This window comes from Helicobacter mastomyrinus, from assembly GCF_039555295.1.
In the GTDB taxonomy this organism is placed as follows: domain Bacteria; phylum Campylobacterota; class Campylobacteria; order Campylobacterales; family Helicobacteraceae; genus Helicobacter_C; species Helicobacter_C mastomyrinus.
This window is the reverse complement of sequence record NZ_CP145316.1, coordinates 1477278-1499343: the sequence shown is the minus strand read 5'-3', so window position 1 is coordinate 1499343 and position 22066 is coordinate 1477278. Positions and strand designations below refer to the sequence as shown.

Below are 22066 nucleotides of genomic sequence, written 5' to 3'. Positions count from 1 at the left end.
GAGACAATATAAGATGAAAATGGCGCAGATTCTAAAGAGATGGCAAAGTTTCACGAAGCTTTTTATCCTAGCTGTAATGATATGTTGGGCATTTCAAGCCTGTAGCGATGATGTAGATAAGGACAAAGATATCTTTGGCTTTGAGGGCGGGAGCAAAGATAAGATTCTAAGTATTGAAGTGATGAATACACAAAATGAATCTTTACGTTTCAAGACAAACGAATCTCAAAGCATATTTCAAACCGACACGCAGCGCCCTACACTACTTTTCTTCCTCTCCAAAAGCTGCCAAGAGTGCCAAGATGAGCTTTTACATATCCTTGATTTATATAACAAATATCAAGAATTTATCTCCATTATCGCCATTAGCCCAAGGGACGAGTTGGAACATCTGCAAAAAGAAATTGACCTTATCAATCCTCGATTTAAACTTTATGCCCCAACGGATAATAAAAATCTCCTTAATTTCCTTAGTAAAGATGAGAAGCAAAGCTATATCGCCCTCTATGATAGGCAAGGCGAAAAAGTGATAGACTATGTAGGGCTCGTGCCTGAAGAGATGGTAGAGCTTGATATACAATACCAAATCCAAGATCAGCTTGATGCTAAAGCACAATATGAAATGCAATCTCTCACACCAGAGGAGCAAGAAGAACTAGAAAATGCCAATACAGGACAAGAGGCGCAATGATTGCTACCCTCAGCAAAACACTACAAAAAACCACCCAAAACATTGCCTCACTCCTTAGCTCAAAAAAGGACAAATACACCAAAGACGAGCTAGAGGAGATTCTCATCGAATGCGACATTGCCTATGAACTTATAGAATCTATATTAAATGATCTCCCACCCTATATCTCTCGCGAAGCCCTCCAAAAACCACTTTTAGCAAAACTTAAGTTAGAATCTAGCCCCCAAAATTTTACTCATATCAAACCCCTTGCCACGCTCATTGTGGGCGTAAATGGCGCGGGAAAAACAACGACTATTGCCAAACTCGCTTATCTCGCCCAAAATCAAGGCAAAAAAGTAATGTTAGCCGCAGGAGATACATTTCGCGCAGCAGCGATTGAGCAAATCAAGCTATGGGGAGAGAGGCTCAATATCCCTGTGATTAGCACACAGCATATGCACGACCCAAGCGCAGTAGCCTTTGATAGCATTAATGCTGCTCGTGCGCGGGGGATTGATGAACTGTATATCGACACGGCAGGGAGACTTCATAATCACACAAATCTCAACAATGAGCTTTTAAAAATTGTCCGCGTGAGTAAAAAGGCTCTAGGGGATTTGCCCCTACGCTCTTATCTCGTGCTTGATGGCACACAGGGTAGCTCGGCTATCAATCAAGCACGAGCATTTGCAGAACTCATTGCCTTTGATGGCATTATTATCACTAAGCTTGATGGCACAAGCAAGGGCGGGGCGATTTTTAGTATTGTAAGTGAGCTGCAAATCCCTATTTGCTACATCGGCGTGGGTGAAAAGGCAGATGATTTGCTTCCTTTTAAGCCACAAGAATATGTCAAAATAATGCTTGATAGCCTATTTGAAGGATATTAATTGGCAAAAAAACGCACACTTTTTGAATGTCAATTTTGCGGGTGGCAAAGCCCTAAATGGCTTGGTAAGTGCAGTAGCTGCGGGAGCTGGGAGGGTTTAGTTGAGCTTAAAGAAAGCCAAATCAAGCACATAGAAACACAAAAGCACGCTACTACCTCTTCAAATGCCATTCCCATCACGCAAGTGCATACCGAAAATATCACGCATTTTAGCTCTTATGAAGAGGAATTTGACATCGTGCTAGGTGGAGGCATTGTACCCGGTGGGCTATATCTCATCGGGGGAAGTCCGGGAGTGGGTAAATCCACGCTTTTGCTTAAAATCGCTGCAGACATCGCCACCAAATCGCATAAAAAGATTCTATATGTGAGTGGTGAAGAGAGTGCGGGTCAAATCAAACTCCGCGCTTCAAGGCTCTCTGCCCTAAGTGAGAATCTCTATTTACTTAATGAAATTGATTTAAACATCATCACAAATGCCCTCCACGCGCAAGAATATACCCTATGTGTGATAGATTCTATACAGACAATCTATGCGCCCGAGCTTGCCTCCGCACCCGGCTCTGTCTCACAAGTGCGCGAGGTTACCTTTGCCCTTATGCGTTTGGCTAAGGAGCGGCATATCAGCATTTTTATCATCGGGCATATTACCAAAGATGGCGCGATTGCTGGACCGAGAATCTTAGAGCATATGGTGGATTGTGTGCTATATTTTGAGGGAGACCCAAGCAAAGAGCTAAGAATGCTAAGGGGATTTAAAAATCGCTTTGGGACTACAAGCGAGATTGGTATCTTTGAAATGAAAGCAGAGGGATTAGTGAGCGCAAAAAACGCTTCAAAACTCTTTTTCACGCAAAAAAGTGCACAAGCAGGAAGCGCTATCGCTGTGGTGCTAGAGGGAAGTCGTGCACTTGTGATTGAGATACAAGCGCTTGTGAGTGAATCAGGCTATCCTAAACGCTCCTGCACGGGCTTTGATAGCAATCGCCTGAATATGCTCCTAGCCCTACTAGAGCGCAAACTTGAGATTCCACTCGGGCATTATGATGTGTTTGTGAATGTTGCTGGCGGGATTAAGATTAATGAGCCAAGTGCGGATTTAGCGGTGATTGCTAGCATTATCTCAAGTTTTCGCAATCGCCCTTTAAATGCCAAAACCGCTTTCATCGGTGAGGTATCGCTCGTAGGGGATATACGCGAGGTTAGCAACATCGATGTGCGCTTAAAAGAGCTTGAAAGCTATGGGTTTGAAAAAGTCATTCTCGCACAAAAACCAGCCAATCCCCCAGCTACTATCAAATGCTTCGAGGCAAATGAGGTAAGCAAGATTCTAGAATGGATGTAGGCAGCTTATTACGGCATAAACCTACATTTGCAAATGTGTAGCATAAAGGCTATTCGCCTATCTTAATATTTATAAGCTTTCACTATGGACTTTCATAACAATCCCATCAACACACATATTCTCCGCCCGCTTCGAGCTAAGATTAAAGCCTTTAAGTAGTCTCACATAAGTGATGAGGACACTTCCTCAAACATCATCAAAACATCTTTGGCTACACGCCTGATTTTACCAAGCTCCAAACATTTAATGAAAAAATTATCCATCGTATGCTTTATGATAGAAATCTCCATCTACACAGCTCTTACAGATAAGCTCAGAGCCAGAATCTACATCACCCACAAGCATAAAAATATAGCATTGCCAGAAAACTGCGGGGGCAAACAATGATTGCCGCCCTTACGTATTTCTCGATGATGTCCCACACATTCTAGATTCTATCTCTCCACTTTTACTCCCATTGCCTCACCTTATGATACGCTTTTTGATACCAATATCCGCCCTTTCTTGCCTAAACTCTATGACATTGGGAGCAGTGTTACTAAAGTAGATCTTGACAAACTGCCACAATCTTTTGTGCTAAAGACTAATCACAATTGCGGTGGAGTTGTGCTCGTGCCTGATAAAAAGGCATTTTTATCAGATTCTAAAACATTTCATAAATCTATGCAAAATGAATATGAAAGCAAATTGTTATCACTCGCATTATATAATATTCTAAGATACTAAAAACACAAAGGAGAGAGTATGAGTTCTATTTTAGCAACGGGGGGGGGGGTATAGTTCATATCCTACATCACAATTTAAAGACCTCATAACCAATCACGAGGGCAATACACTTTTTTCTATTCTTGCAAATCTTATACATCAATACAACACAAACCATTCTAGCCCTACACACGATAAACCTCACCTATGGATTGTTAGCGCATTTTTCAATGCTAAAGCCTTTGAGGCATTTTCTGCCCTAGCACCCTATCTGCAGTCTTTGTCCCTCATCGTTGGCGAAAGCACTCCAAGCGATAATTACAGCCCTATTATCTCCTTTAATTTGCATAATGATCCCTTTGATATGAGGGTTAAAGACTTTCATATTCAATTAGAATCCATCTCCACTGCTAAAATTGCCCATAACTTCATCAATGCGCATAGCATAAAGATTCAAAAGCTGCAGCAAGAAAATGTTTTGCTCCATTCAAAACTCTACCTTATACACAATCAAGGCATAGGCGATGTAATCATAGGTAGTTCAAACTTCACAGGAAGCGGACTTGGGCTTTATGGAGATAAAAGCAATAAAGAGCTTAATGTCCTATGCGATAGCAAGAGAGCCTCAAAAGAAGCCTTTACATATTTCAAAACCCTTAAAAAGGAATGCAAAGACTGCACCAAAGAAGTGCTAGATTCGCTACAGACAAGCTTTTTCTACCACTCGCCCAAAGATATTTTTGCTAAAATTTGCTCCTGTGTAGAATCTGCACAAAAGCCTACGTTAAGTGAGAGTGAGCGATTAACTCAAGGTGTAAAAGCCTTTGGACTATATGATTTTCAGCAAGATGCCGCCCTAGAGCTACTTTCACGCCTCAAACGCTATGCCCTCGCCCTATTAGCAAGTCCCGTAGGTTCAGGAAAGACCCTAACCGCCCTAGCTGTCGCAAGTGTATATAATAATGTCATTATCATTTCTCCTAAAAACCTCACAACCCAATGGGCGAGTTATTTTAATGTAAATGAGCAAAGCCCATATTATAATTTTATCAACGATATGGGCTTTAGAGTGCGGATTCTAAGCTATTATGAAGCACAAAATCCCAAAGACCAAGACAAAATCGCCCTCAAATCCGCCCAGCTTATCATCATTGATGAATCTCATAACTTTAGAAATGGTATCCCCCGCACAAGAAGTCTTAAGCAAAATGGCTACCAAAAACTCCAAAACAACCTCAACACCAACTCCCACCTCCTGCTTTTAAGCGCAACACCTATTAACAATAGCTTTCTTGACCTTAGCAATCAGCTCTGCCTCCTCTCATCTCATATCACAGATTCGATCACACAAAACCACCTTGAACCTAAAGAAATTTGCACCAAAGCACAAGCTAATCTCCAAAATGCCCTAAAAAGCGGCGATGATGTAGAGCTAGATGAGGATTATTATGCCATTACACATATTATTTTCTCCCATAGTAGTGAGCAGATTATCGCTCATCTTAAAGCCCTGAATAAAGATATGCCAAAGCAGCATATACGCACGATTCCAAGCTCGAGTATTCCTGTTTCTATTGACTTTAGCTTTCAAAAACTAAGTGAGATTCTAGGGCTTAATGAAGAGGAGCAAAATGGAGATACACAAGAGGATTTTATCTCCTTTAGCATTTATGACCCCTATAAATTTTTGCCGAAGCATACAAGAGAGCAGGTGCTTGACAAACAGCTTGAGAATCTAGGGGATTATACAACTCCTCGTGGCTTCTTATGTATGTCGCTCTTAAAGGCACTTGAAAGCTCCCTTGATGCCTTTAAACCTATTTTAGAGAAAATCATCACTTATCATCATCGCTTCCTTAAGCACAAAGCCGCTCAATGGGAGGATAAAAACGCCGATGAGCTAGAAAATGATGAGGCTTCTATCCTTCCTACGCGTTTAGCCAAACTCGCCGAGCTTGGGCTACTGCACGAGCTAAGCGAGGATTTCACCCAAATCATACAAAAAGATTTAGCCCTCCTAGAACGTATCGCACAAAAGCTTGAAACTTATGAGAGTGAGCGGGATTTCCCACAATGTGCCAAATACCAAGAATGCAAAAAAATCATTGATTCTATAAATGACATAAAAACAGATAAACTCCTTATTTTTAGTGAATCTATCCCTACCACTCACGCCATTTGCCAAGCCTTGCGTAAGGACTATCCGCATTATGTGATAGAAACCATTAGCGGCGAATTAAAGCCTAACGAATTTGCAAAACTTAAAAACCGCTTTTCCCCTCGCTCTCTCAAATACACTCTGCAAGAAAATGAGCGCGAGATAGACATACTCATTTCAAGCAATGTCCTAAACGAGGGGGCAAACCTCCAAGATTGCAAGAATCTGTTAAACTGGGATATCGCCTTTAATCCCGTGCATTCAATCCAGCGCATAGGGCGGATATGGCGTATTGGCTCAATCCACACGAGTAACCACATCACCCATCTTTTCCCCAATACCGATATCGAATCTTATATCAAGCTTGAATCTAAACTACGATTTAAAATCGCTGCCGCGCAAACACTCACCTCGCTTAATGACCCTCACGCCCTCCAAAATGCTAAAAATATCAAAGCCTTTGAAGAAAAACGCAAAAAAGCCTACAAGAGCCTAGAGAGCGAGAGTATCGCATTAGAGGATAGCACAGAGTTTAATCTCAATCAGTTTAGCACATTAGAGAGTGTGCTATCTACCCTTGCCTACCATACAAAACCTAGCTCTGCCCTGCCGGATGGCATTTTTTCCATCGCTACATCGCCAAATCTCCCCAAAAACCACCTCTATGCCTTTTTGCAAGATACAGATTCTAAAAAATACTATTGCACACATTTTGATATAGGCTCTGCCTCCCTCCTGCCTAGCTGCACGAGCAAAGATGGCATAGCAAATCTCCTAAAAATCGCAGAATTTAAAGATGATAGCAGCATTCACGCAAAGGAGTTTGAAAAGCTTGAGCTCCTCACCCAAGATTTTAGGGATATTACGCCTTTAAAAGAGATATTTGCCTCTCTTACATCGCAATTAGAAGCCCAGATTCTCTCTCATAGCAAAGCCGCCAATGCCACGAAAAAAAGCAACGCTCAATTCAGCTCCACAGAAACGCGGAGGTTTAGCCTTATCGCGTGGCTTTTGGTAAATCCTTATGAGATATTAGCTCATAATGCTTCGATAAACGCATAAGGAAGTGGGGAATGGATACACCTTCTGCTACGCAACACGTACGTTCGCGCACAAAGCAAGGCTTTGATATAGTAATAGCCAACCCACCCTACGCCCAAATGCCAAAAGGCATACTCCCAGCGGATACTTTCCGTTATAGTGAAGGTAAGGATAAAGGCAAACAGAATCTATATAAAGTTTTTGTAGAACACGCCTATAATCTTGCCACATCTCAAGGGATTTTTTGCCTCATCACGCAAAGCACGATTAAACAAATTATTGAGTTTCCTAAAATCGCCCCCACAAAAGAAGGACAAGTATTTAAAAGTGCCTTGCAAGGCACAGCTATTTTACTCTGCGTAAGAAATACACCAAGCCCCACACATTGCTTTACACTCTCTATACACAATGACAGAATTACTATCAAAAAGCCTATTTTTGAATCTATCAAGCAGCAAAGTATCATAGCCTTTTATCCACAAAGATTTGAAATCCCGCTTATCAAACGCGGTGAAATAAACATTCTCCAAAAAGTAAAAAGCGACAAAATCTCGCTTGGCTCTCTACTAAATGGCACATTGCAGGGGAATATCAATACTATACACTTAAAGAAAATATTTGCAGATTCTCATACAGGCTTTTTTTCTCATTAAGGGCGAAAATATCCATCGCTATTATCTTGATAACAACTTTATGAATTGCAAGATTACCAATGAAACACAAAAAATTGTAAAAAGAAATCAAGAGGAACAATATATTATTGCTATGCAAGGTATAACAGGCACAAATAACAATATCAACCTTTACGAGATAGAATCCCTTACCCAAATCACAGATTCTAATCGCCACATCGCCTATAAGATTACTGCTTTAGTAGAGCAGATTTTAGCTATTGTAGATTCTAAATATTCTCTGTCACTTGCTGAGGATACTTCATATTCTTTGCCCCCCTCCCCAACCCCTCCCGCGGGGGGAGGGGCTAGTGTCTATCCCCCCTCCTCTAAGAAGGACAATTCTGCCTTTGTTCCCCCTCCCTTGGTGGAGGGGGTTAGGGGGAGGGGAGAATCCCACAAGCCCATTTTAGAATCCCGCACAAACCAAGCTCTTACCCTGCAAAGGCAAATTGATGAACTAGTCTATCAGCTCTACAACCTCAATTCTCAAGAAATCGCAATCATTGAATCCGCGCAAAAAACAGGGGGTGATAAACGAGAAGCCAAGTCCAAAAATCAAAAAAAGGAGATAATCAAATGAGAGATACCATTGCTACCCACCTATCCCATCTCGCTGCCGCGCGACATAGCCATCTCGACTTAAAGCAAAGCTTTAAAGCCACGCTCCAAACACTCTTTAAGTTTAAATCTCTAAATGAAGCTGATGTAGGAAGCGTAATCCCCGCACCCTATCATCAAGGAGCGATTATCTACTACACACAAAGTAGCGCAGAAGCAGGACTCCTAGAAGCCCAAAGCAGACATAACAACCTAGGCTTTAGCCTCATTCACACCACCACACACGACAAACGCGCCCTACTCCAAGCCACAAAAGCGATTAATAGGGCATTTTTCCGCCTATAATATCCTCTTTTTCTTAAGCCAAGATTATTTATCCATAGCCTTTGCCACGCGCCGTGCGGCTAAAAATCGCATAGATCAAACTGATGTGCTAGAAAAAATCACATTGATTAAAGATATTTCTTTGCATTCCCCTCACCCCGCACACATACGCAATTTAGAATCTATCGCTAATCTCCCTCATAGCGCGATTGATGAATATTACCAAAGCATACTAGCCACCCTTAGTATTGAGAAGCTCAACGAAGCATTTTTTACAGAAATCAAAGGGTATTTTTTACACTTTTGTGAGTCTTGCACCTTACCTATGGAGAATCCCACAGAGACCCAAAAGAGGGCAGATAGCACCAAAGAGACAGATTCAAATATAAAAAGAGAGTTTGTCCTGCGGCTTATCTCACGGCTGCTTTTTTGCAAATTTTTAGAAAAAAAGGGCTTGATAGACCCAAAAATATGGGATTGTAACTTAAGCGAGGAGTATTATCACAATGTGCGTGAGCCACTCTTTTTTACCACGCTTAATACCAAGGCAGAGGAGAGGGACTACGGGCTGCTGCCAGAGCCTATAACAATACTTTTAGATTCTATCCCTTATCTTAATGGAGGGCTTTTCTCCCCGCAAGATTGCGATTTTTTCACACCTAAAAATCCAAATGCCTATATCAATACGCTAAAAATCCCCAATGACTGCTTTACAAAGCTCTTTGCAACCTTTGATAACTATCATTTCACTTTAAGTGAATCTACCCCTTTAAGCCAAGAAGTAGGCTTAGACCCAGAGCTTTTAGGTATGGTATTTGAAAACCTCTTAAGTGTGCTTTTCACCGATAATAAAAAGAATGCCAAAGACCTGCGTAAAGCCACAGGGAGCTACTATACGCCGCGTGAGATTGTGAGCTATATGTGTAATGCAAGCCTATATGAGTGCCTCAAAGAGCGCACGGGACTTGATGAGCAGAGATTAGAGCAGCTTGTCTTTGAGAAGCGCAATCACTTTAATGCAGAGGAGAGTGGGCAGATTCTTACTACTCTAGAATCTTTAAAGATTCTTGACCCAGCTTGTGGGAGTGGGGCGTTTCCTATGGGAATGCTGCACGAGATGCTAGAGATACAAGAAGCCCTCATAGAGGAGCATTCAGCTTGGGGTAATCATTCCGCAGATGTTGGCACATTTTCAAGGGATATCGCAGACTCTATGTCTAGCTCACCCTTGAAAAGTGTCAAAAGCTACGAAAGCAATACCGTCAATCTTAGAACGCTAGAGGAAAATGTAGAATCTCAAGCAAATTCTAGCCATTCCCAATCCATTACTAACACCCAATCTAGCAATGAGAGCAAAACACAAGGAATCCAGCAAGGCAAATCTCCACAAGCGGAAGGATTTTTGAGTGATTTTGTGGGTTTTACCCCAAAGGGATTACATCAAACTCGAGGCGAAGGGAGTTTGCTAGACGCAAATGACCAAGCCTTGAGTGAAGAATCCCACAAAAGCACCAAAAAGCTAACGCTTTACAACAGAAAGCTAAGGATTTTACAGACAAATATCTACGGCGTGGATATTCAACCTATGGCGACAGAAATCGCTAGGTTAAGGTGCTTCCTCTCGCTCATTTGTGATGCCCCAAATGATGACATCAAGCCCCTGCCCAACTTGGAATTTAAATTCATCACTGCTAATAGCCTTATACCTCTGCCTAAGCAGGAGGGGCTAAGCTACAATGGCTATGAGGCAGATATGGCAGAGCTAAGAAGTTTGCGAGAGCAGACCTTTAATGCGAGTGATAAAAAGGCACTAGAATCTGCCTACTTATCTTTACGGGATAAAATCGCAAAAAATATCATTAATGCGTGGAGGACGCATAAAGGCGACTTCTCTAGCAACCCTCTGCTTTCTTGGAATCCTTTCGATCCGCATTCTGTGGCGGAATTTTTCGATAGTGAATGGATGTTTGGTATCCCTGCAAACAGGGGGGGGGGCAATAGATGAACTTGGCTTTGATATTATCATTGGCAATCCGCCTTATGGCGCAGATATAAATAAAAGAGATAAGGCAATATATAAAAGCGTGTATAAGCACACCATTACAGGTTCGCTCGATAGCTATAAGTTTTTTATCGAGCTAGGATTCAAACTTTTAAGCATACAGGGAATCTTAAGCTTTATCACACCCATAAGCATTACCAGCTCTAAATCAAATATTGCCCTCCACAAACTCCTTTTATCTCATTGCAAACGCATTATCGCAAGTAGCTATGGCAATGCCCCAGCGAGAATCTTCACTAACGCCGACCAGCGAGTAAGCATTATCACCTTTTTAAAAACACAAAGCCCCTGTGAAGTCCTACTCACTACAGAAGTCAATCTACGAGACAAGCACACAATCATTAAAGATGTGATAGATAATCTTTGCTTTATTAATTCACTTGAGTTTGCGCGGGAGGGGGCATTTGCCAAAATCGGGCTGGAGATAGAAAAAGATATTTTACACAAACTCTACACGCAAAAGGCTCGGTTAAAATCACGTATGCAGGGCGATGAAAAAGTGTATTATCGCACCACAGGAGGACGATACTATGATTTATACACAAGCTATACCACACAATCCAGCAAAGAAAAGTCTTTTGCTGCGACAGATTCTAAAATGCTTGTAGCCATAATGAGTAGCACCTTATTTTGGTGGTTTAGGAATGCTTATTCCAATAGTAGAGATAGCTACTTATATGAATTTGAATCTTTTCCTATTCCATATATTAATGATATATTAAGGAATAATTTCGTAAATTTAGGAGCGAAATATGAGCAGGATTTAGAATTGAATGCAGTATATCATAATGGTGTCAAAACCTACTATATCCGCAAATCTAAATCTATTATCGATGAGATAGATTCCCTCCTTTGCCCCTTGTATGGGTTAGACAAAAAAGAGGTGGATTTTATCATCAATTATGAGATTGAATTTAGGACAAATTAGGAATTGTGGGGTGGGCAGTAGCTCAATAATATTTTTTGGCGTAAGTTTATTAGTGGAGCTTTGCTCTTGTGAAAATCAAATTTAAAGAGGTATTTTATGGATAAAGAACTTGAAAAGGTTTTAATAGAATTTGAAAGCAAACGAGATGAAAGAAGTATCCCTTTTGCAACAGATACAGAGGAAAAGAAAGCATATTTTAATAATTTGCTTACGCTACAAGACGAAGGATATATAGAAGGTATTACAGACAGAGGAAAAGAACATATCAACAGAAATCATTCATTTTATATAATCTCTGGTGCAAGGCTTACATCAAAAGGTAGGAACTTTTTGACATCTATAAAAGACAAATAACAACAAAATCATCGCCTTGATCAATGAGATTTTGGCCATTGCGTCATTAGAAGGGAAGCTACCGAAGTAATCCATAAAACAAAGTCAGGCGTTATGGATTGCGCGTCGACAAAAACACTTCATATTTAGAATCTCAAATCAATCGGTTAGTGTATGAGCTGTATAAACTTACCAATGATGAAATAAATATGATTGAGGACAAATGGTGCAAAATATTATTTTAAATGCTATAACTTCTGCTGAAAAAGATTTAGGGAACATTTTAAGTAACGAGTATAAAGAGCTCTATAAAAATATAGAAAATGAGAGATTGCAAACTATTTTTTCAACACTGCATTCACAATTTATTTTCTGCTTTAGAGCTATGAATCAACGACTTCCTGTAACAGAAACAAGTAATAGACATTATAAGGCAGATAAAAGTAGAAATTTACTACAAGCCATAAATATTTCAAAAAAACTTGAAAAGGAATTAAAAGGAACAATTTTTTCGTTTGAGATTGAATCAACTATAATCAAATATTTGATGAATGTTTAAAATTTTTAAAGAATAGCGGAGGCAGTGAATTACCTGTTGGAATGAAAAAAGTAACACTTTATTATGAAATCCCTATTTTCAGCTCTACAGACAACATAGAACTTTCGACTAATCTCTCAAAATCGGCTCGTTTAAAATTAATTGGTGAGGGTTCTTATGCTAAAGTTTTTAAATACAAAGACGAATTTTATGATAAACATTTTGTATTAAAAAGAGCAAAAAATAATTTAAGCGAAAATGAACTAGAAAGATTTAAAAGAGAATTTGAAGAGATGAAAAAGCTTAATAGTCCTTATATATTAGAGGTTTATTCGTTTAACTCTCAAAAAAATGAATATATTATGGAATATGCTGACTTCACACTTAAAGCTTATGTTGATAAACATAACAACAATTTAGATATACAAACGAGAAAAAATATAGGCTTACAAATCATCAAAGCCTTTAAATATATCCTTGATAAAAATATACTTCACAGAGATATAAGCCCAAATAATATTTTATTAAAAGAATATGAAAATGGTTTGCTTGTGGTAAAAATTTCTGATTTTGGACTAGTCAAAGAACCCCATAGCGAACTAACAAATGATAATACAGAAATTAAGGGTTCTTTTAATGATTATTCTGACTTGTCAAAGGTAGGATTTAAAAATTATGACAAGCATCACGAAATATTTGCTCTAACTCGTATTTTATTTTTTGTCGTAACAGGAAAAATAAATAATGAGGGGATAAAATGCCCTTTTCTTGACAAAGGAACGAGTGGTAATATAGAAGAAAGATACAAAACATTAGACGAATTAGAAAAAGCATTTTTAGATTATTGTAATCAATGCAATAAGCAAAATTAAAAGGATTTCAAAAGCAGTGTTTAAGCCACAGAATTTCGATAAATAAAACTATATAGACCCCCTCCCTATCCCCCAAATTGCAGATTCTAATCGCCATATCGGCGATAGGATTACCACTTTAGTGGAGGAGATTTTAGAAACCAAAAGTGAAGATTCAAATGCTAACATTTCGTATATAGAATCCCATACGAGCCAAGCTCTTATCCTGCAAAGGCAAATCGATGAGCTAGTATATCAACTTTATGGACTAGATTCTAAAGAAATTCAAATCATACAGGAACAATAAAAAATGACAGAAATTATTCTACAAATAGAAAATCAAACAATAAGTGCTTGCATAGCCGATAAAAAATTGCCAAATCAATATAATAATATTCTATGTATATTAAAAGATATAGCATTCTTTGATTCAAATGCCATACAAGTTAGTCAAACAAATCAAAAAATCCATATAGATGTAAATATGCCCTTAAGAATTATTGCGGATAAAGAGGCAAATTTTCCTATAATTTTTGGAATATTAGGTGGTGCATTAAAAACAACTTTCAAACAAAAAGTTGTTTTACAATGTAGGCATTTTATGCAAGATGTATCTTTTCAAGAATGTATATTTGAAGATAGTTTATCAATTATGGGTTGCAATTTTCATAAAGATGCCCTATTTGATAATGCAAAAATTAATGGATTTTTTGTTGGCTCAAAATCAGTTTTTCATAAACAAGCAAGCTTTTGGAATGTAGATTTTAAAGAAATACCTAACTTTTTGGGTGTAGGATTTACAGAAAGCAATTTAGTAAATTTTGTAAATGCAAAAGTCGATAATTCTTTTGAAAAATTATCTCAATTAGCAAAAAATGAAACTAAAGGCAAAGACAACGATACATCAAATCAAATAAGAAATGACATTAGAGATTCTTACCGAACTATTAAAAATACACTCATTCAACAAAACAACCTCCTAGACGCTTCACAATGGCATAAATTAGAACTTTATGCTAAAGAAATAGAGCTAGATTCTAAAGAACACAAAGAGACAAACAATAACAACGAAAAATTGAGAGACTGCATCGATAAGTGGATATTAAGATTCTACCGCCACACCTCCGACCACCACACTGATTTATTAAAGATTTGGCACAATTTATTAATACTTATTGGAACCTTTGGATTTCTAAGCGGTGCTCTCATCATAGGATTTAATACATTGATAGAAACTCATATTTTTTCTCCTCATAGTCTTTATGCATTTTATTGCCTACATATCAAACACATCTTACTCACAAGTCCATTATGTGCTATTATAGTTTTTAACTTATGGTTGGTGCTTATATTTGCCAGAATCTTCCTTGCAGTAATGCTATACGATGTGAAAACAAAGAAGCTAAAATCTTTTGTAATTTTACTTATTTTTGTTCTTCCTATGAATTGCTTTCACTCATTGTTATTTCTAATTTTTGCAATATGCTTATCATTCTTGCATAGAACAATAGCTATTACTTTTTCATATATCATTACTTTAATGATTCTTGTTTCCTCACCAAAATATATTATCCCAGCCATTGGCATTTTCATAGATAAAAGAGCAATGTTTGACCCACTATCAGTAGTTGGCGCAATCTATACTATTTTATTTGGCATAATGCTTTATTCGTTGATTAAAACCGCTCGTAAAAATTCTATCGTGCCGCATTAACAAAACGTCACAGCAATTAAAATATATTTACCTTGCAAAAATATGATTATTCTTAATTTAATATAAAAAGAAAGAGCAATGAAGCCTATTACTATCAATGAATTTAATACCTATGCAAAAGATTGCAAAGAAAAACCACCGAATCTTTGGCAGTTTCTCACACATCTAAGCTTTAAGCACGATGGGCGAGTTACCTATCAAAATAATACACTCATTATCAATGTACCGCTTCATTTTACAAGAGAAAATCACCAAAGTAAGGATTTGCTCCACAAAGAATTCATCTTCAAAGATATGTGTTTTATGCAGGATATTATCATTAATAAAATTGATGATTTAGCCCTGCATATTGATAAAAATGTAAGTTTTAAAAAACTTTGCCTACAAAGTATTTATGAGGATACGACAAAAGGCACAATAAGCCACATATGGATACATCAAGATTTTCAATGCGAAGAGTTTATTATAATGAATTATAGCATTACTTCATTTATTGTATCCGCACATCATATTTATGGGAATCTCAATTTTATAGAATGTGAGTTTAAAACTTTTTACCCTTATCTTAGACAATCTCATACATTTAGCTTTTATGGAAACCTTATGTTTAAAGCCTGTCATTTCACACAAGAAGCCATTTTCACGCATTTTATTTTCCATAATCAAGTCGATTTCAAAGATTCTATATTTGAACGCCTAGCAGATTTTCGTGAAGCTATTTTTAAAACTCAAGCTTGTTTTCAAGGAGTAGTATTTGAAAAAGCAGCGTGTTTTTATGGCGTTAAGTTTGAAAAACCCCCAAACTTTTCTCAAGCTGCCTTTAATGGAAATTTGAATCTTGTGAATGCAAAAATTGATTGTGATTTTAAAACGCTTAAGACAGATTTAGAATCTGAATGCCAAACATCTCATACCACACACAAGATGTGGCATAAAATAAAAAATTGTATTTATTCTAAAATTTGTAATACCACTCCACAAAAGCAAAAAACGAGTATAGATTTAGAAAAATTAGCCAATACAGCAAATGATTTTCGCGATTCTTTTCGATTGTGTAAAAATGCGTTGATTAAAGAAAATAACCTCCTAGACGCTTCACAATGGCACAAATTGGAGCTTTATTATAAAGAGATTGAACTGAGTGCAAAATCCCGGGTACCTAACACACCTGTCCAAAATGAAAAGGACATTAGAAGGAATACCTCCATTTTTCAATACTTTGTAGAATTTAAATTACTAGCCTTCTATCGCGTTTTAGCCGACCACCACACCGATACATTAAGGATAATCAACAATCTTATTTTGCTTATTGGACTTTATGCGCTCTTTTTATATATGACAACTGATTATCAAATACTAAAAATCTTTACACTGCCTAATGATGGAGCATCTAATGTTCTTGTGGCGGAATATTTTAGCCATCTTGATGTATCCTTGAAACAATGGCTTAAGATTATGTTGGTCACTATGATATTTCTTATAATAGCATTCAGTATTGCATATTCCGCTTGGATTTATCGGCATAAACTGAGTAAGCGGCACATAATCCTTACCCTGAAACTCTTTAGAGATGATATATTCACGCTATTTTTACCTGTGCTTTTTTATACTCTCTTTGTATTGTTGGCATATAGTTGCATCACTACATACGAATCATTTATTATATTTGCAAAAGCCTTCTGCTTTGTTGTATGTTACATCTTACTCTTGTCCTCAAATGTGCTTTTAAGAACTATCTTTCTTGTGCTATGCTATTTAGCACTATGCCCTATTTTAGCCCAAAATATTGAGATACTCCACCCACTTCTTAGTAAGCTACTTAGCACAAATACAGGCTGCCTTAACAGCAACGATCAAGCATTTATAGCCCTTAGCTTTGTCTATACAATCCTTATGATTCTCGTGCTTTTCTCCCTGCAAAAAACCGCGCGTAAAAATTCTATCGTGCCGCATTAAGTATATATTTCTTATCTATCAATTCCCCTCCATAGCGACATTTTAACATATAAAATATGCCTATGAGCAGCCCTACCCCTACCCCAAAAGCCAACAGAGTGCTCTGAAAATATGATACCACTACAAAGCTTACTGCCGCACATAAAGCGGTAAGTGTGGTATAAGGAAGCTGTGTGATAAAATGGCTTTGCACAGAACAGCCTGCACCAACTGCGGAGAGAATGGTAGTATCCGATATTGGTGAGCTATGATCTCCATATACCGCACCTGAGAGGATCGCGGATAGGGCTAAAAATACGCTTTGCTCCATTCCTGCCCCCTGCACTATCATCTCCATACCAATAGGCAGCATAATGGCGAATGTCCCCCAGCTCGTGCCTGTGCAGAATGCAATAAAAGCAGAGATAAAAAATAAAAACACCGGCATAAAGGCTAAATACTCCTCGTTTATCGTGCTTTTTGCCACACTCGCGAGATACACACCTGTTTGTATATGTTCCTTAATCACCGGACCAATCGCCCAAGCAAGGCTTAAAATCAATATCGCCCCAAACATACTTTTAGCCCCATACCAAAAAACCGCAGGATAATCCCTTGATTTAATAATGCCCAAAGTAAGAACCAATGTAACACAAAGCGCAAAAGCGCCCCCACACACAAGCGATAATGGCGTATCTGTATGTGAAAGCATACTCATCAAAGCAAATTCCCCTCCTTCCTTATATCCACTATAAAAAATCATAAAGCAAATGCCCGCAATCAGCGCTAAAATAGGCGCGATAAGATACACAATGGCATTTTTGTAATAAAAGGAGGAACGTCCTAGAGTACTTGAATCTTTTACATCAATATTCATATTATGCCGCATCACAGGGAGATTTATGCACCAAAGAATCGTTAAGACAACTGCCAATAGTGCAAAAAAAGCATAAAAATTATTTGGAATGCTCTCTAGTAACATCATAAAAGGCTCATTAACACCCTGCTTGCTTAAAAGCCCGACATTATACGCACCCCAGCTTGAAAGAGGTACTAAAATGCAAATAGGAGCAGAAGTGGAATCTATGATATAAGCTAGACGCTCACGGCTTGAATGATAGCTATCATTGAGTGGGCGAGCAATTTGCCCAACAGTAAGTGCATTAAAATAATCATCAATAAAAATGACAATCCCCGCAATAAATGCCAAAAATTCTGCACCTTTTGCAGAGGCAATATAGTTTCTCGCCCATTTGACAAATACACCAATCGCCCCACTATACAAAATAAGCTGAGTGATTACGCCAAGGATAATAAGAAAGGCGAAGATAAATATCCCATCATAATTTATACCCTCATCATAAAACACACTCACAACTGCCCTGCAAACAAAGTCTAACGCCTCAATATGAAACCCATAGAGCATAATACCACTTAAGCAAATGCCCATAAAAAGCGATAGCGCTACCTTTCGCGTGAGGATAACCATCACGACAACAAAAATAGGCACGACAAGACTTAGGCTTGAATGAGCAAATCCGTAATCCTCCACAATAGTCCTTAAGGTATAAGATATGAGGCTAAGAAGCATTGTAATCTTAATTGATATGGTGCCGAAGGTCGGACTCGAACCGACACAGGGTTGCCCCTACTAGATTTTGAGTCTAGCGCGTCTACCAGTTTCACCACTCCGGCTTATTAAAATTCACTATGGCTACGCTGTTGCACTTCGTGCCGCGTAGTCTTACTTCGCAGGAAGTAAATTCCTGCTTCGCGCCTAAAGTTTTAGCTTAACGCGCTTTGCGCTTTTCAAGCTAGTTTCTAAAGGCTTAGATTCACTATGGCTACACTGTTGCACTTTTGCCGTTGCACAATCTTTATGATACATCTCTTAAGGGTAAAATAGCGCTTTGGCTTCGTTTTGTCCTTAACAAATTGTATCAGGTGAATTTCTAAGGTTAGAATCTCTAATCTACGACAAAATTTTATAGAAAAATAAATGAAATTCTATAAAGAAGTATGGTGCGCTGAGCGAGACTTGAACTCGCACGGGTCGCCCCGCCACCCCCTCAAGATGGTGTGTCTACCAATTCCACCACCAGCGCAACTCCCCCTACAAAGAAGGGGAAAATGTATTATAAAACGCCAAAAGGATCTGCATAAATCGCAATAAGTGCTAACACTAATGTATAAATCACTTGCGCTTCAATCAACGCCAAAGCAATAAACATTGTTCCTAGCAACTTACCACTAATGCCGGGGTTTCTCGCTGTGCCTGAAATAGTCGCTGCAGCTGCGTGTCCCATACCAATAGCACCACCAAGCGCTGCAATCCCTAAGCCAATAACTGCTCCGGCTATTGAATATGCTTTAATCATATCAGCACCACTTACCTCTGCACCAAAGGCAAAGCCTAACATTCCTAAACATAAAAGAGCTAAAATTTTCATTTCGCACCTCGTTTTTTATCTCAAAGCCCGTTCGGATTCATTCCCCTACTTGACACTTTGGAAGCGACATTATGCCTAAGCTTTGATAAAACAAAGATTAAAGAATGCTTTTGCTTAGCCCGAGCTCCACCTTGCCCTTATTCTGCCCTAGAATCTCGCATTCTAGCTCGCTCACACCTTGCAAAATATCGCTTAATCGCTGTTGCCTATCCTGTGTAATCTTGCTAATATGCACTAGCCCATCGCCTCCACGTGGTAGCTCCACAAACACCCCAAAATCTGCAATTTTCTTAATCCTCCCCACAAATCGCTCTCCTGCCACATAGCTCTCCTGATCAACCCTTTCACTTCCACCACCCACAATCTCCATAATAAAGGCTTTTGCCGCCTTAAGTTTCTCCATATTATCTGCATTAATGCTTACCATACCACTCTCACGTGCTAAATCAATGCTTACTGAAAATCGTTCAATAATATCTTTTATCACCTTCCCACCCGCACCTATCACTTCTACAATCTTATGCGGAGGTATCATAAAGCTTTCACTTTTGGGTAAAATCGCCTCATTTAGCACAATCTTTGCCCTCGTAGATTCCATAATGCCTAAAATATGCTCCCGCGCCTCTTTTGCCTGATAGAGCGCTTGAGATAGAATCTCCTGTGTAATACCCCCTAGCTTAATATCCATCTGCATCGCACTTATACCCTTATATCCCCCAGCAACTTTAAAATCCATATCACCATCATGGTCTTCTAATCCGCTAATATCCGTTAAAATCGCATATCGCTCACCCTCTGTGACAAGCCCCATCGCCACCCCCGCAATGAGTGAATCTACCTCCACCCCACACGCACATAATGCCAATGAGCCGCCACACACACTTGCCATTGAGCTTGAGCCATTAGATTCTAGAATCTCTGATACCAACCGAATAGTCTTATCCTCACTCTTAATGCTAGATTCTAAAGCACGTCGGGCGAGATTGCCGTGTCCTAATTCTCTGCGCCCAGCAGAGCCTATCATTCCTGCTTCACCTACACTAAAATGTGGGAAATTGTAGTGAAACAAAAATCGCCGTTTGAGCGCACTCTTGCTCCCTAGCATTTCATAGCTTTGCATATCGCTTTCACTGCCTAGAGTTGCGCTCACAAGCGCTTGTGTCTGCCCCCGTGTGAAAAGCACACTTCCGTGCGCACAGGGCAAAATATTAGTCTTTATACTAATAGGGCGCACATCTTTAAGCCCCCTGCCATCAGGACGTTTGTGAGAATCTAAAATCATCTCTCGCACATATTGCTTTTTTGCCTTAAGGATATAATCTTGTGCCACTTCTAGCTCTAAATCACACTCTTGTGCCACTTGTGAGATAAGCGTGTGAATATGCTTTATGGATTCTGATTTTGCCATAGCAGAGAGAGCCTCGCTAATATGCGCTTCATAATTTCTAAAAATACGTGCATAAAGTTCTTCATCTAGCTTTCTTGCGTGAGATACTAGGGCAAAAGGAGGCTTTTTATGAGGCAAAAAATGCTGATGATATGTCTTTGTCGCCTTAACAATGTAGTTTTTAGCCAAAGTGATAGCATTTAAAAACTCGCTCTCCTCTAGCTCATTTGCGCCTTTTTGAGTGCGGATAGACTTCATCTCAATCATCAAAAGCTCATCGCCCCGCCCAGATATGAATAAATCTAGCTCACTCTCTTTATATTGCTCCATTGTAGGATTTAGCACAAAAGTGCCATTTATGCGTCCTAAACGCACTCCACACACTGCATTATCACGCAAAGATTCTAAAGGCAAATCCGCCACATAGAGCGCACACGCAGCAGCATTAAGAGCATTTACTTGCAAATCACTCATTCCATCATAGCTAAGCACCATCACCACAATAGATGTATTATGCGCATATCCCTTTGGGAAAAGTGGGCGCAGTGTGCGGTCAATAAGCCTTGAAGTGAGAATCTCAAACTCACTTGGTTTCCCCTCACGTTTGACAAATCCAGCAGGAAACTTAGCCTTAGCATAGGATTTTTCAATATACTGCACACTCAAAGGCACGAAATCCCCCTCAATTACTTCATTCTCTTGTGTGCAAACACTCGCTAAAAGCACACTCCCCCCACTTTGGTATAAAATCCCTCCATTTGCCGCCTTTGCGACATAATCAAAGCTATATCGCTCCTTTAGATTCTCTAATGCAATATCAATATGCGTCATTATGTGTCCTTTGTGATAGTGTTTTTGCTTAAAATATCTTCAAATGCCTCATCGCTAAGAGGTGGGAGATTGGGAAAATAATGTGTCGTTGATACATAATTTTCTACAGGATAAGGGCAGCATACCTCATCGCAAATCTCGCACAAAAGCGTATAAATCTCCTTTGGCATTACAGGTGCAATAGCATATAAATTCTTTGCCTCCATATTCATACAGGTTTTAATCGCCACCCCCATACGGAAGCCCGTCTCAATACCCATATCAAAGAGCAGCACATCTTTGCCTTTTAATGAGCTTAGTCCCTCGCCCTTGCGCAATTGATAACGTGCAGGCAAAATGGCTTCTTCATATTGCCGCTGCGCCTCACCATAGACATAATCTAAGCTAATATTAAAAGCGCTCACTAGCTCTTCGTTTATCACAATCTCCATATCCTCGCTTACCACAGCAATAGAACATTCGGGATTGTGCGGAGCGGGAATCATTTGTGTAAAAAGAAATTCCATAGGCACTTTAAGCATTTGGGCAAGAGTGTGTGCATAGACTACACCATCGCGACCAATGGCTACAAGCACGGCATTTTGCAATGGAAGATTCTTAATACTTATTGAATCAAAAAGTGCTCTAATAGAATCTTGTGCATCTTCAAATATAATCTGCTGCAATGTTA

General features: G+C 39.1%; 20 protein-coding genes and 2 tRNA genes. 16 read left to right on the top strand and 6 right to left on the bottom strand.

Annotated elements, in window-relative coordinates:
- Positions 1 to 13 precede the first annotated feature (13 nt).
- The 16 genes from V3I05_RS07505 to V3I05_RS07430 all read left to right on the top strand — a co-directional run bounded on the left by V3I05_RS07505 (position 14) and on the right by V3I05_RS07430 (position 16749).
- Positions 14 to 691 carry a hypothetical protein gene (locus V3I05_RS07505; RefSeq protein ID WP_343353187.1) on the top strand — a complete coding sequence of 226 codons (678 nt, stop codon included), beginning with the start codon at positions 14 to 16 and terminating at the stop codon, positions 689 to 691.
- Positions 688 to 1563, top strand: a complete 876-nt coding sequence (ftsY, locus tag V3I05_RS07500; RefSeq protein ID WP_343353185.1) for a signal recognition particle-docking protein FtsY — start codon at positions 688 to 690, stop codon at positions 1561 to 1563. Before V3I05_RS07505 ends, ftsY begins: the two co-directional genes overlap by 4 nt.
- On the top strand, positions 1564 to 2907 hold the full coding sequence (gene radA, locus V3I05_RS07495) for a DNA repair protein RadA (RefSeq protein ID WP_300447426.1): 1344 nt from the start codon (positions 1564 to 1566) through the stop codon (positions 2905 to 2907).
- Between the two features lie 246 nt (positions 2908 to 3153).
- A complete protein-coding gene (locus V3I05_RS07490) occupies positions 3154 to 3294 on the top strand; it encodes a hypothetical protein (protein ID WP_295700632.1) in 141 nt (46 codons plus the stop codon).
- Between the two features lie 682 nt (positions 3295 to 3976).
- Positions 3977 to 6832, top strand: a complete 2856-nt coding sequence (locus V3I05_RS07485; protein ID WP_425531736.1) for a helicase-related protein — start codon at positions 3977 to 3979, stop codon at positions 6830 to 6832.
- 11 nt (positions 6833 to 6843) lie between these two features.
- Entirely contained in the window at positions 6844 to 7464 is a 621-nt protein-coding gene (locus V3I05_RS07480; RefSeq protein WP_300447435.1) for an Eco57I restriction-modification methylase domain-containing protein, read from the top strand.
- Positions 7430 to 8065 carry a hypothetical protein gene (locus V3I05_RS07475; protein WP_300742357.1) on the top strand — a complete coding sequence of 212 codons (636 nt, stop codon included), beginning with the start codon at positions 7430 to 7432 and terminating at the stop codon, positions 8063 to 8065. The genes V3I05_RS07480 and V3I05_RS07475 overlap by 35 nt, the downstream gene beginning before the upstream one ends.
- Entirely contained in the window at positions 8062 to 8388 is a 327-nt protein-coding gene (locus tag V3I05_RS07470) for a hypothetical protein (RefSeq protein WP_300742358.1), read from the top strand. The genes V3I05_RS07475 and V3I05_RS07470 overlap by 4 nt, the downstream gene beginning before the upstream one ends.
- Positions 8389 to 8473: 85 nt before the next feature.
- Positions 8474 to 10372 (top strand): hypothetical protein, encoded by a 1899-nt coding sequence (locus tag V3I05_RS07465; RefSeq protein ID WP_343353180.1) that lies wholly within the window; start codon positions 8474 to 8476, stop codon positions 10370 to 10372.
- Positions 10323 to 11357, top strand: coding sequence for an Eco57I restriction-modification methylase domain-containing protein (locus tag V3I05_RS07460; RefSeq protein WP_343353178.1), 1035 nt, complete (start codon positions 10323 to 10325; stop codon positions 11355 to 11357). Before V3I05_RS07465 ends, V3I05_RS07460 begins: the two co-directional genes overlap by 50 nt.
- Before the next feature lie 96 nt (positions 11358 to 11453).
- The gene (locus tag V3I05_RS07455) at positions 11454 to 11711 is read left to right on the top strand and encodes a hypothetical protein (protein WP_295700623.1); all 258 of its coding nucleotides are present in this window, start codon (positions 11454 to 11456) and stop codon (positions 11709 to 11711) included.
- Positions 11712 to 11916: 205 nt separating this feature from the next.
- A complete protein-coding gene (locus V3I05_RS07450) occupies positions 11917 to 12249 on the top strand; it encodes a hypothetical protein (RefSeq protein WP_343353176.1) in 333 nt (110 codons plus the stop codon).
- Between the two features lie 41 nt (positions 12250 to 12290).
- The gene (locus V3I05_RS07445; RefSeq protein WP_343353174.1) at positions 12291 to 13100 is read left to right on the top strand and encodes a protein kinase family protein; all 810 of its coding nucleotides are present in this window, start codon (positions 12291 to 12293) and stop codon (positions 13098 to 13100) included.
- Positions 13101 to 13221: 121 nt separating this feature from the next.
- Positions 13222 to 13386 (top strand): hypothetical protein, encoded by a 165-nt coding sequence (locus tag V3I05_RS07440; protein WP_343353173.1) that lies wholly within the window; start codon positions 13222 to 13224, stop codon positions 13384 to 13386.
- A gap of 3 nt (positions 13387 to 13389) precedes the next feature.
- A complete protein-coding gene (locus V3I05_RS07435; protein WP_343353171.1) occupies positions 13390 to 14793 on the top strand; it encodes a pentapeptide repeat-containing protein in 1404 nt (467 codons plus the stop codon).
- Positions 14794 to 14871: 78 nt separating this feature from the next.
- Positions 14872 to 16749: a pentapeptide repeat-containing protein gene (locus V3I05_RS07430; RefSeq protein WP_343353169.1), complete on the top strand. Its 1878-nt coding sequence runs from the start codon at positions 14872 to 14874 to the stop codon at positions 16747 to 16749.
- On the opposite strand, the gene V3I05_RS07425 is transcribed toward V3I05_RS07430, so the two are convergent.
- From V3I05_RS07425 to V3I05_RS07400, 6 genes are all read right to left on the bottom strand, one after another.
- Complete coding sequence (locus tag V3I05_RS07425) at positions 16733 to 18217, bottom strand: Na+/H+ antiporter NhaC family protein (RefSeq protein WP_343354256.1); 1485 nt, start codon at positions 18215 to 18217, stop codon at positions 16733 to 16735. The genes V3I05_RS07430 and V3I05_RS07425 overlap by 17 nt on opposite strands.
- A 119-nt stretch (positions 18218 to 18336) precedes the next feature.
- Positions 18337 to 18423 (bottom strand) — tRNA-Leu (locus V3I05_RS07420).
- 325 nt (positions 18424 to 18748) lie between these two features.
- Positions 18749 to 18833 (bottom strand) — tRNA-Leu (locus V3I05_RS07415).
- A 30-nt stretch (positions 18834 to 18863) separates the two neighbouring features.
- Positions 18864 to 19178, bottom strand: a complete 315-nt coding sequence (locus V3I05_RS07410; RefSeq protein WP_295701628.1) for a F0F1 ATP synthase subunit C — start codon at positions 19176 to 19178, stop codon at positions 18864 to 18866.
- A 97-nt stretch (positions 19179 to 19275) separates the two neighbouring features.
- Positions 19276 to 21396 (bottom strand): polyribonucleotide nucleotidyltransferase, encoded by a 2121-nt coding sequence (locus V3I05_RS07405; RefSeq protein WP_343353167.1) that lies wholly within the window; start codon positions 21394 to 21396, stop codon positions 19276 to 19278.
- Positions 21396 to 22061 carry a phosphoribosyltransferase gene (locus tag V3I05_RS07400; protein ID WP_295701632.1) on the bottom strand — a complete coding sequence of 222 codons (666 nt, stop codon included), beginning with the start codon at positions 22059 to 22061 and terminating at the stop codon, positions 21396 to 21398. Before V3I05_RS07400 ends, V3I05_RS07405 begins: the two co-directional genes overlap by 1 nt.
- Between the last annotated feature and the right edge of the window lie 5 nt (positions 22062 to 22066).

Excerpts from the sequence above, each read along its gene's own strand:
- ftsY (WP_343353185.1), top strand. The coding sequence starts at position 688 with ATGATTGCTACCCTCAGCAAAACACTACAAAAAACCACCCAAAACATT.
- V3I05_RS07405 (WP_343353167.1), bottom strand. The coding sequence starts at position 21,396 with ATGACGCATATTGATATTGCATTAGAGAATCTAAAGGAGCGATATAGC.
- V3I05_RS07485 (WP_425531736.1), top strand. The coding sequence starts at position 3,977 with ATGAGGGTTAAAGACTTTCATATTCAATTAGAATCCATCTCCACTGCT.
- V3I05_RS07470 (WP_300742358.1), top strand. The coding sequence starts at position 8,062 with ATGAGAGATACCATTGCTACCCACCTATCCCATCTCGCTGCCGCGCGA.
- V3I05_RS07435 (WP_343353171.1), top strand. The coding sequence starts at position 13,390 with ATGACAGAAATTATTCTACAAATAGAAAATCAAACAATAAGTGCTTGC.
- V3I05_RS07445 (WP_343353174.1), top strand. The coding sequence starts at position 12,291 with ATGAAAAAAGTAACACTTTATTATGAAATCCCTATTTTCAGCTCTACA.
- V3I05_RS07455 (WP_295700623.1), top strand. The coding sequence starts at position 11,454 with ATGGATAAAGAACTTGAAAAGGTTTTAATAGAATTTGAAAGCAAACGA.
- V3I05_RS07480 (WP_300447435.1), top strand. The coding sequence starts at position 6,844 with ATGGATACACCTTCTGCTACGCAACACGTACGTTCGCGCACAAAGCAA.
- V3I05_RS07505 (WP_343353187.1), top strand. The coding sequence starts at position 14 with ATGAAAATGGCGCAGATTCTAAAGAGATGGCAAAGTTTCACGAAGCTT.
- V3I05_RS07430 (WP_343353169.1), top strand. The coding sequence starts at position 14,872 with ATGAAGCCTATTACTATCAATGAATTTAATACCTATGCAAAAGATTGC.
- V3I05_RS07425 (WP_343354256.1), bottom strand. The coding sequence starts at position 18,217 with ATGGTTATCCTCACGCGAAAGGTAGCGCTATCGCTTTTTATGGGCATT.
- V3I05_RS07410 (WP_295701628.1), bottom strand. The coding sequence starts at position 19,178 with ATGAAAATTTTAGCTCTTTTATGTTTAGGAATGTTAGGCTTTGCCTTT.
- V3I05_RS07490 (WP_295700632.1), top strand. The coding sequence starts at position 3,154 with ATGAAAAAATTATCCATCGTATGCTTTATGATAGAAATCTCCATCTAC.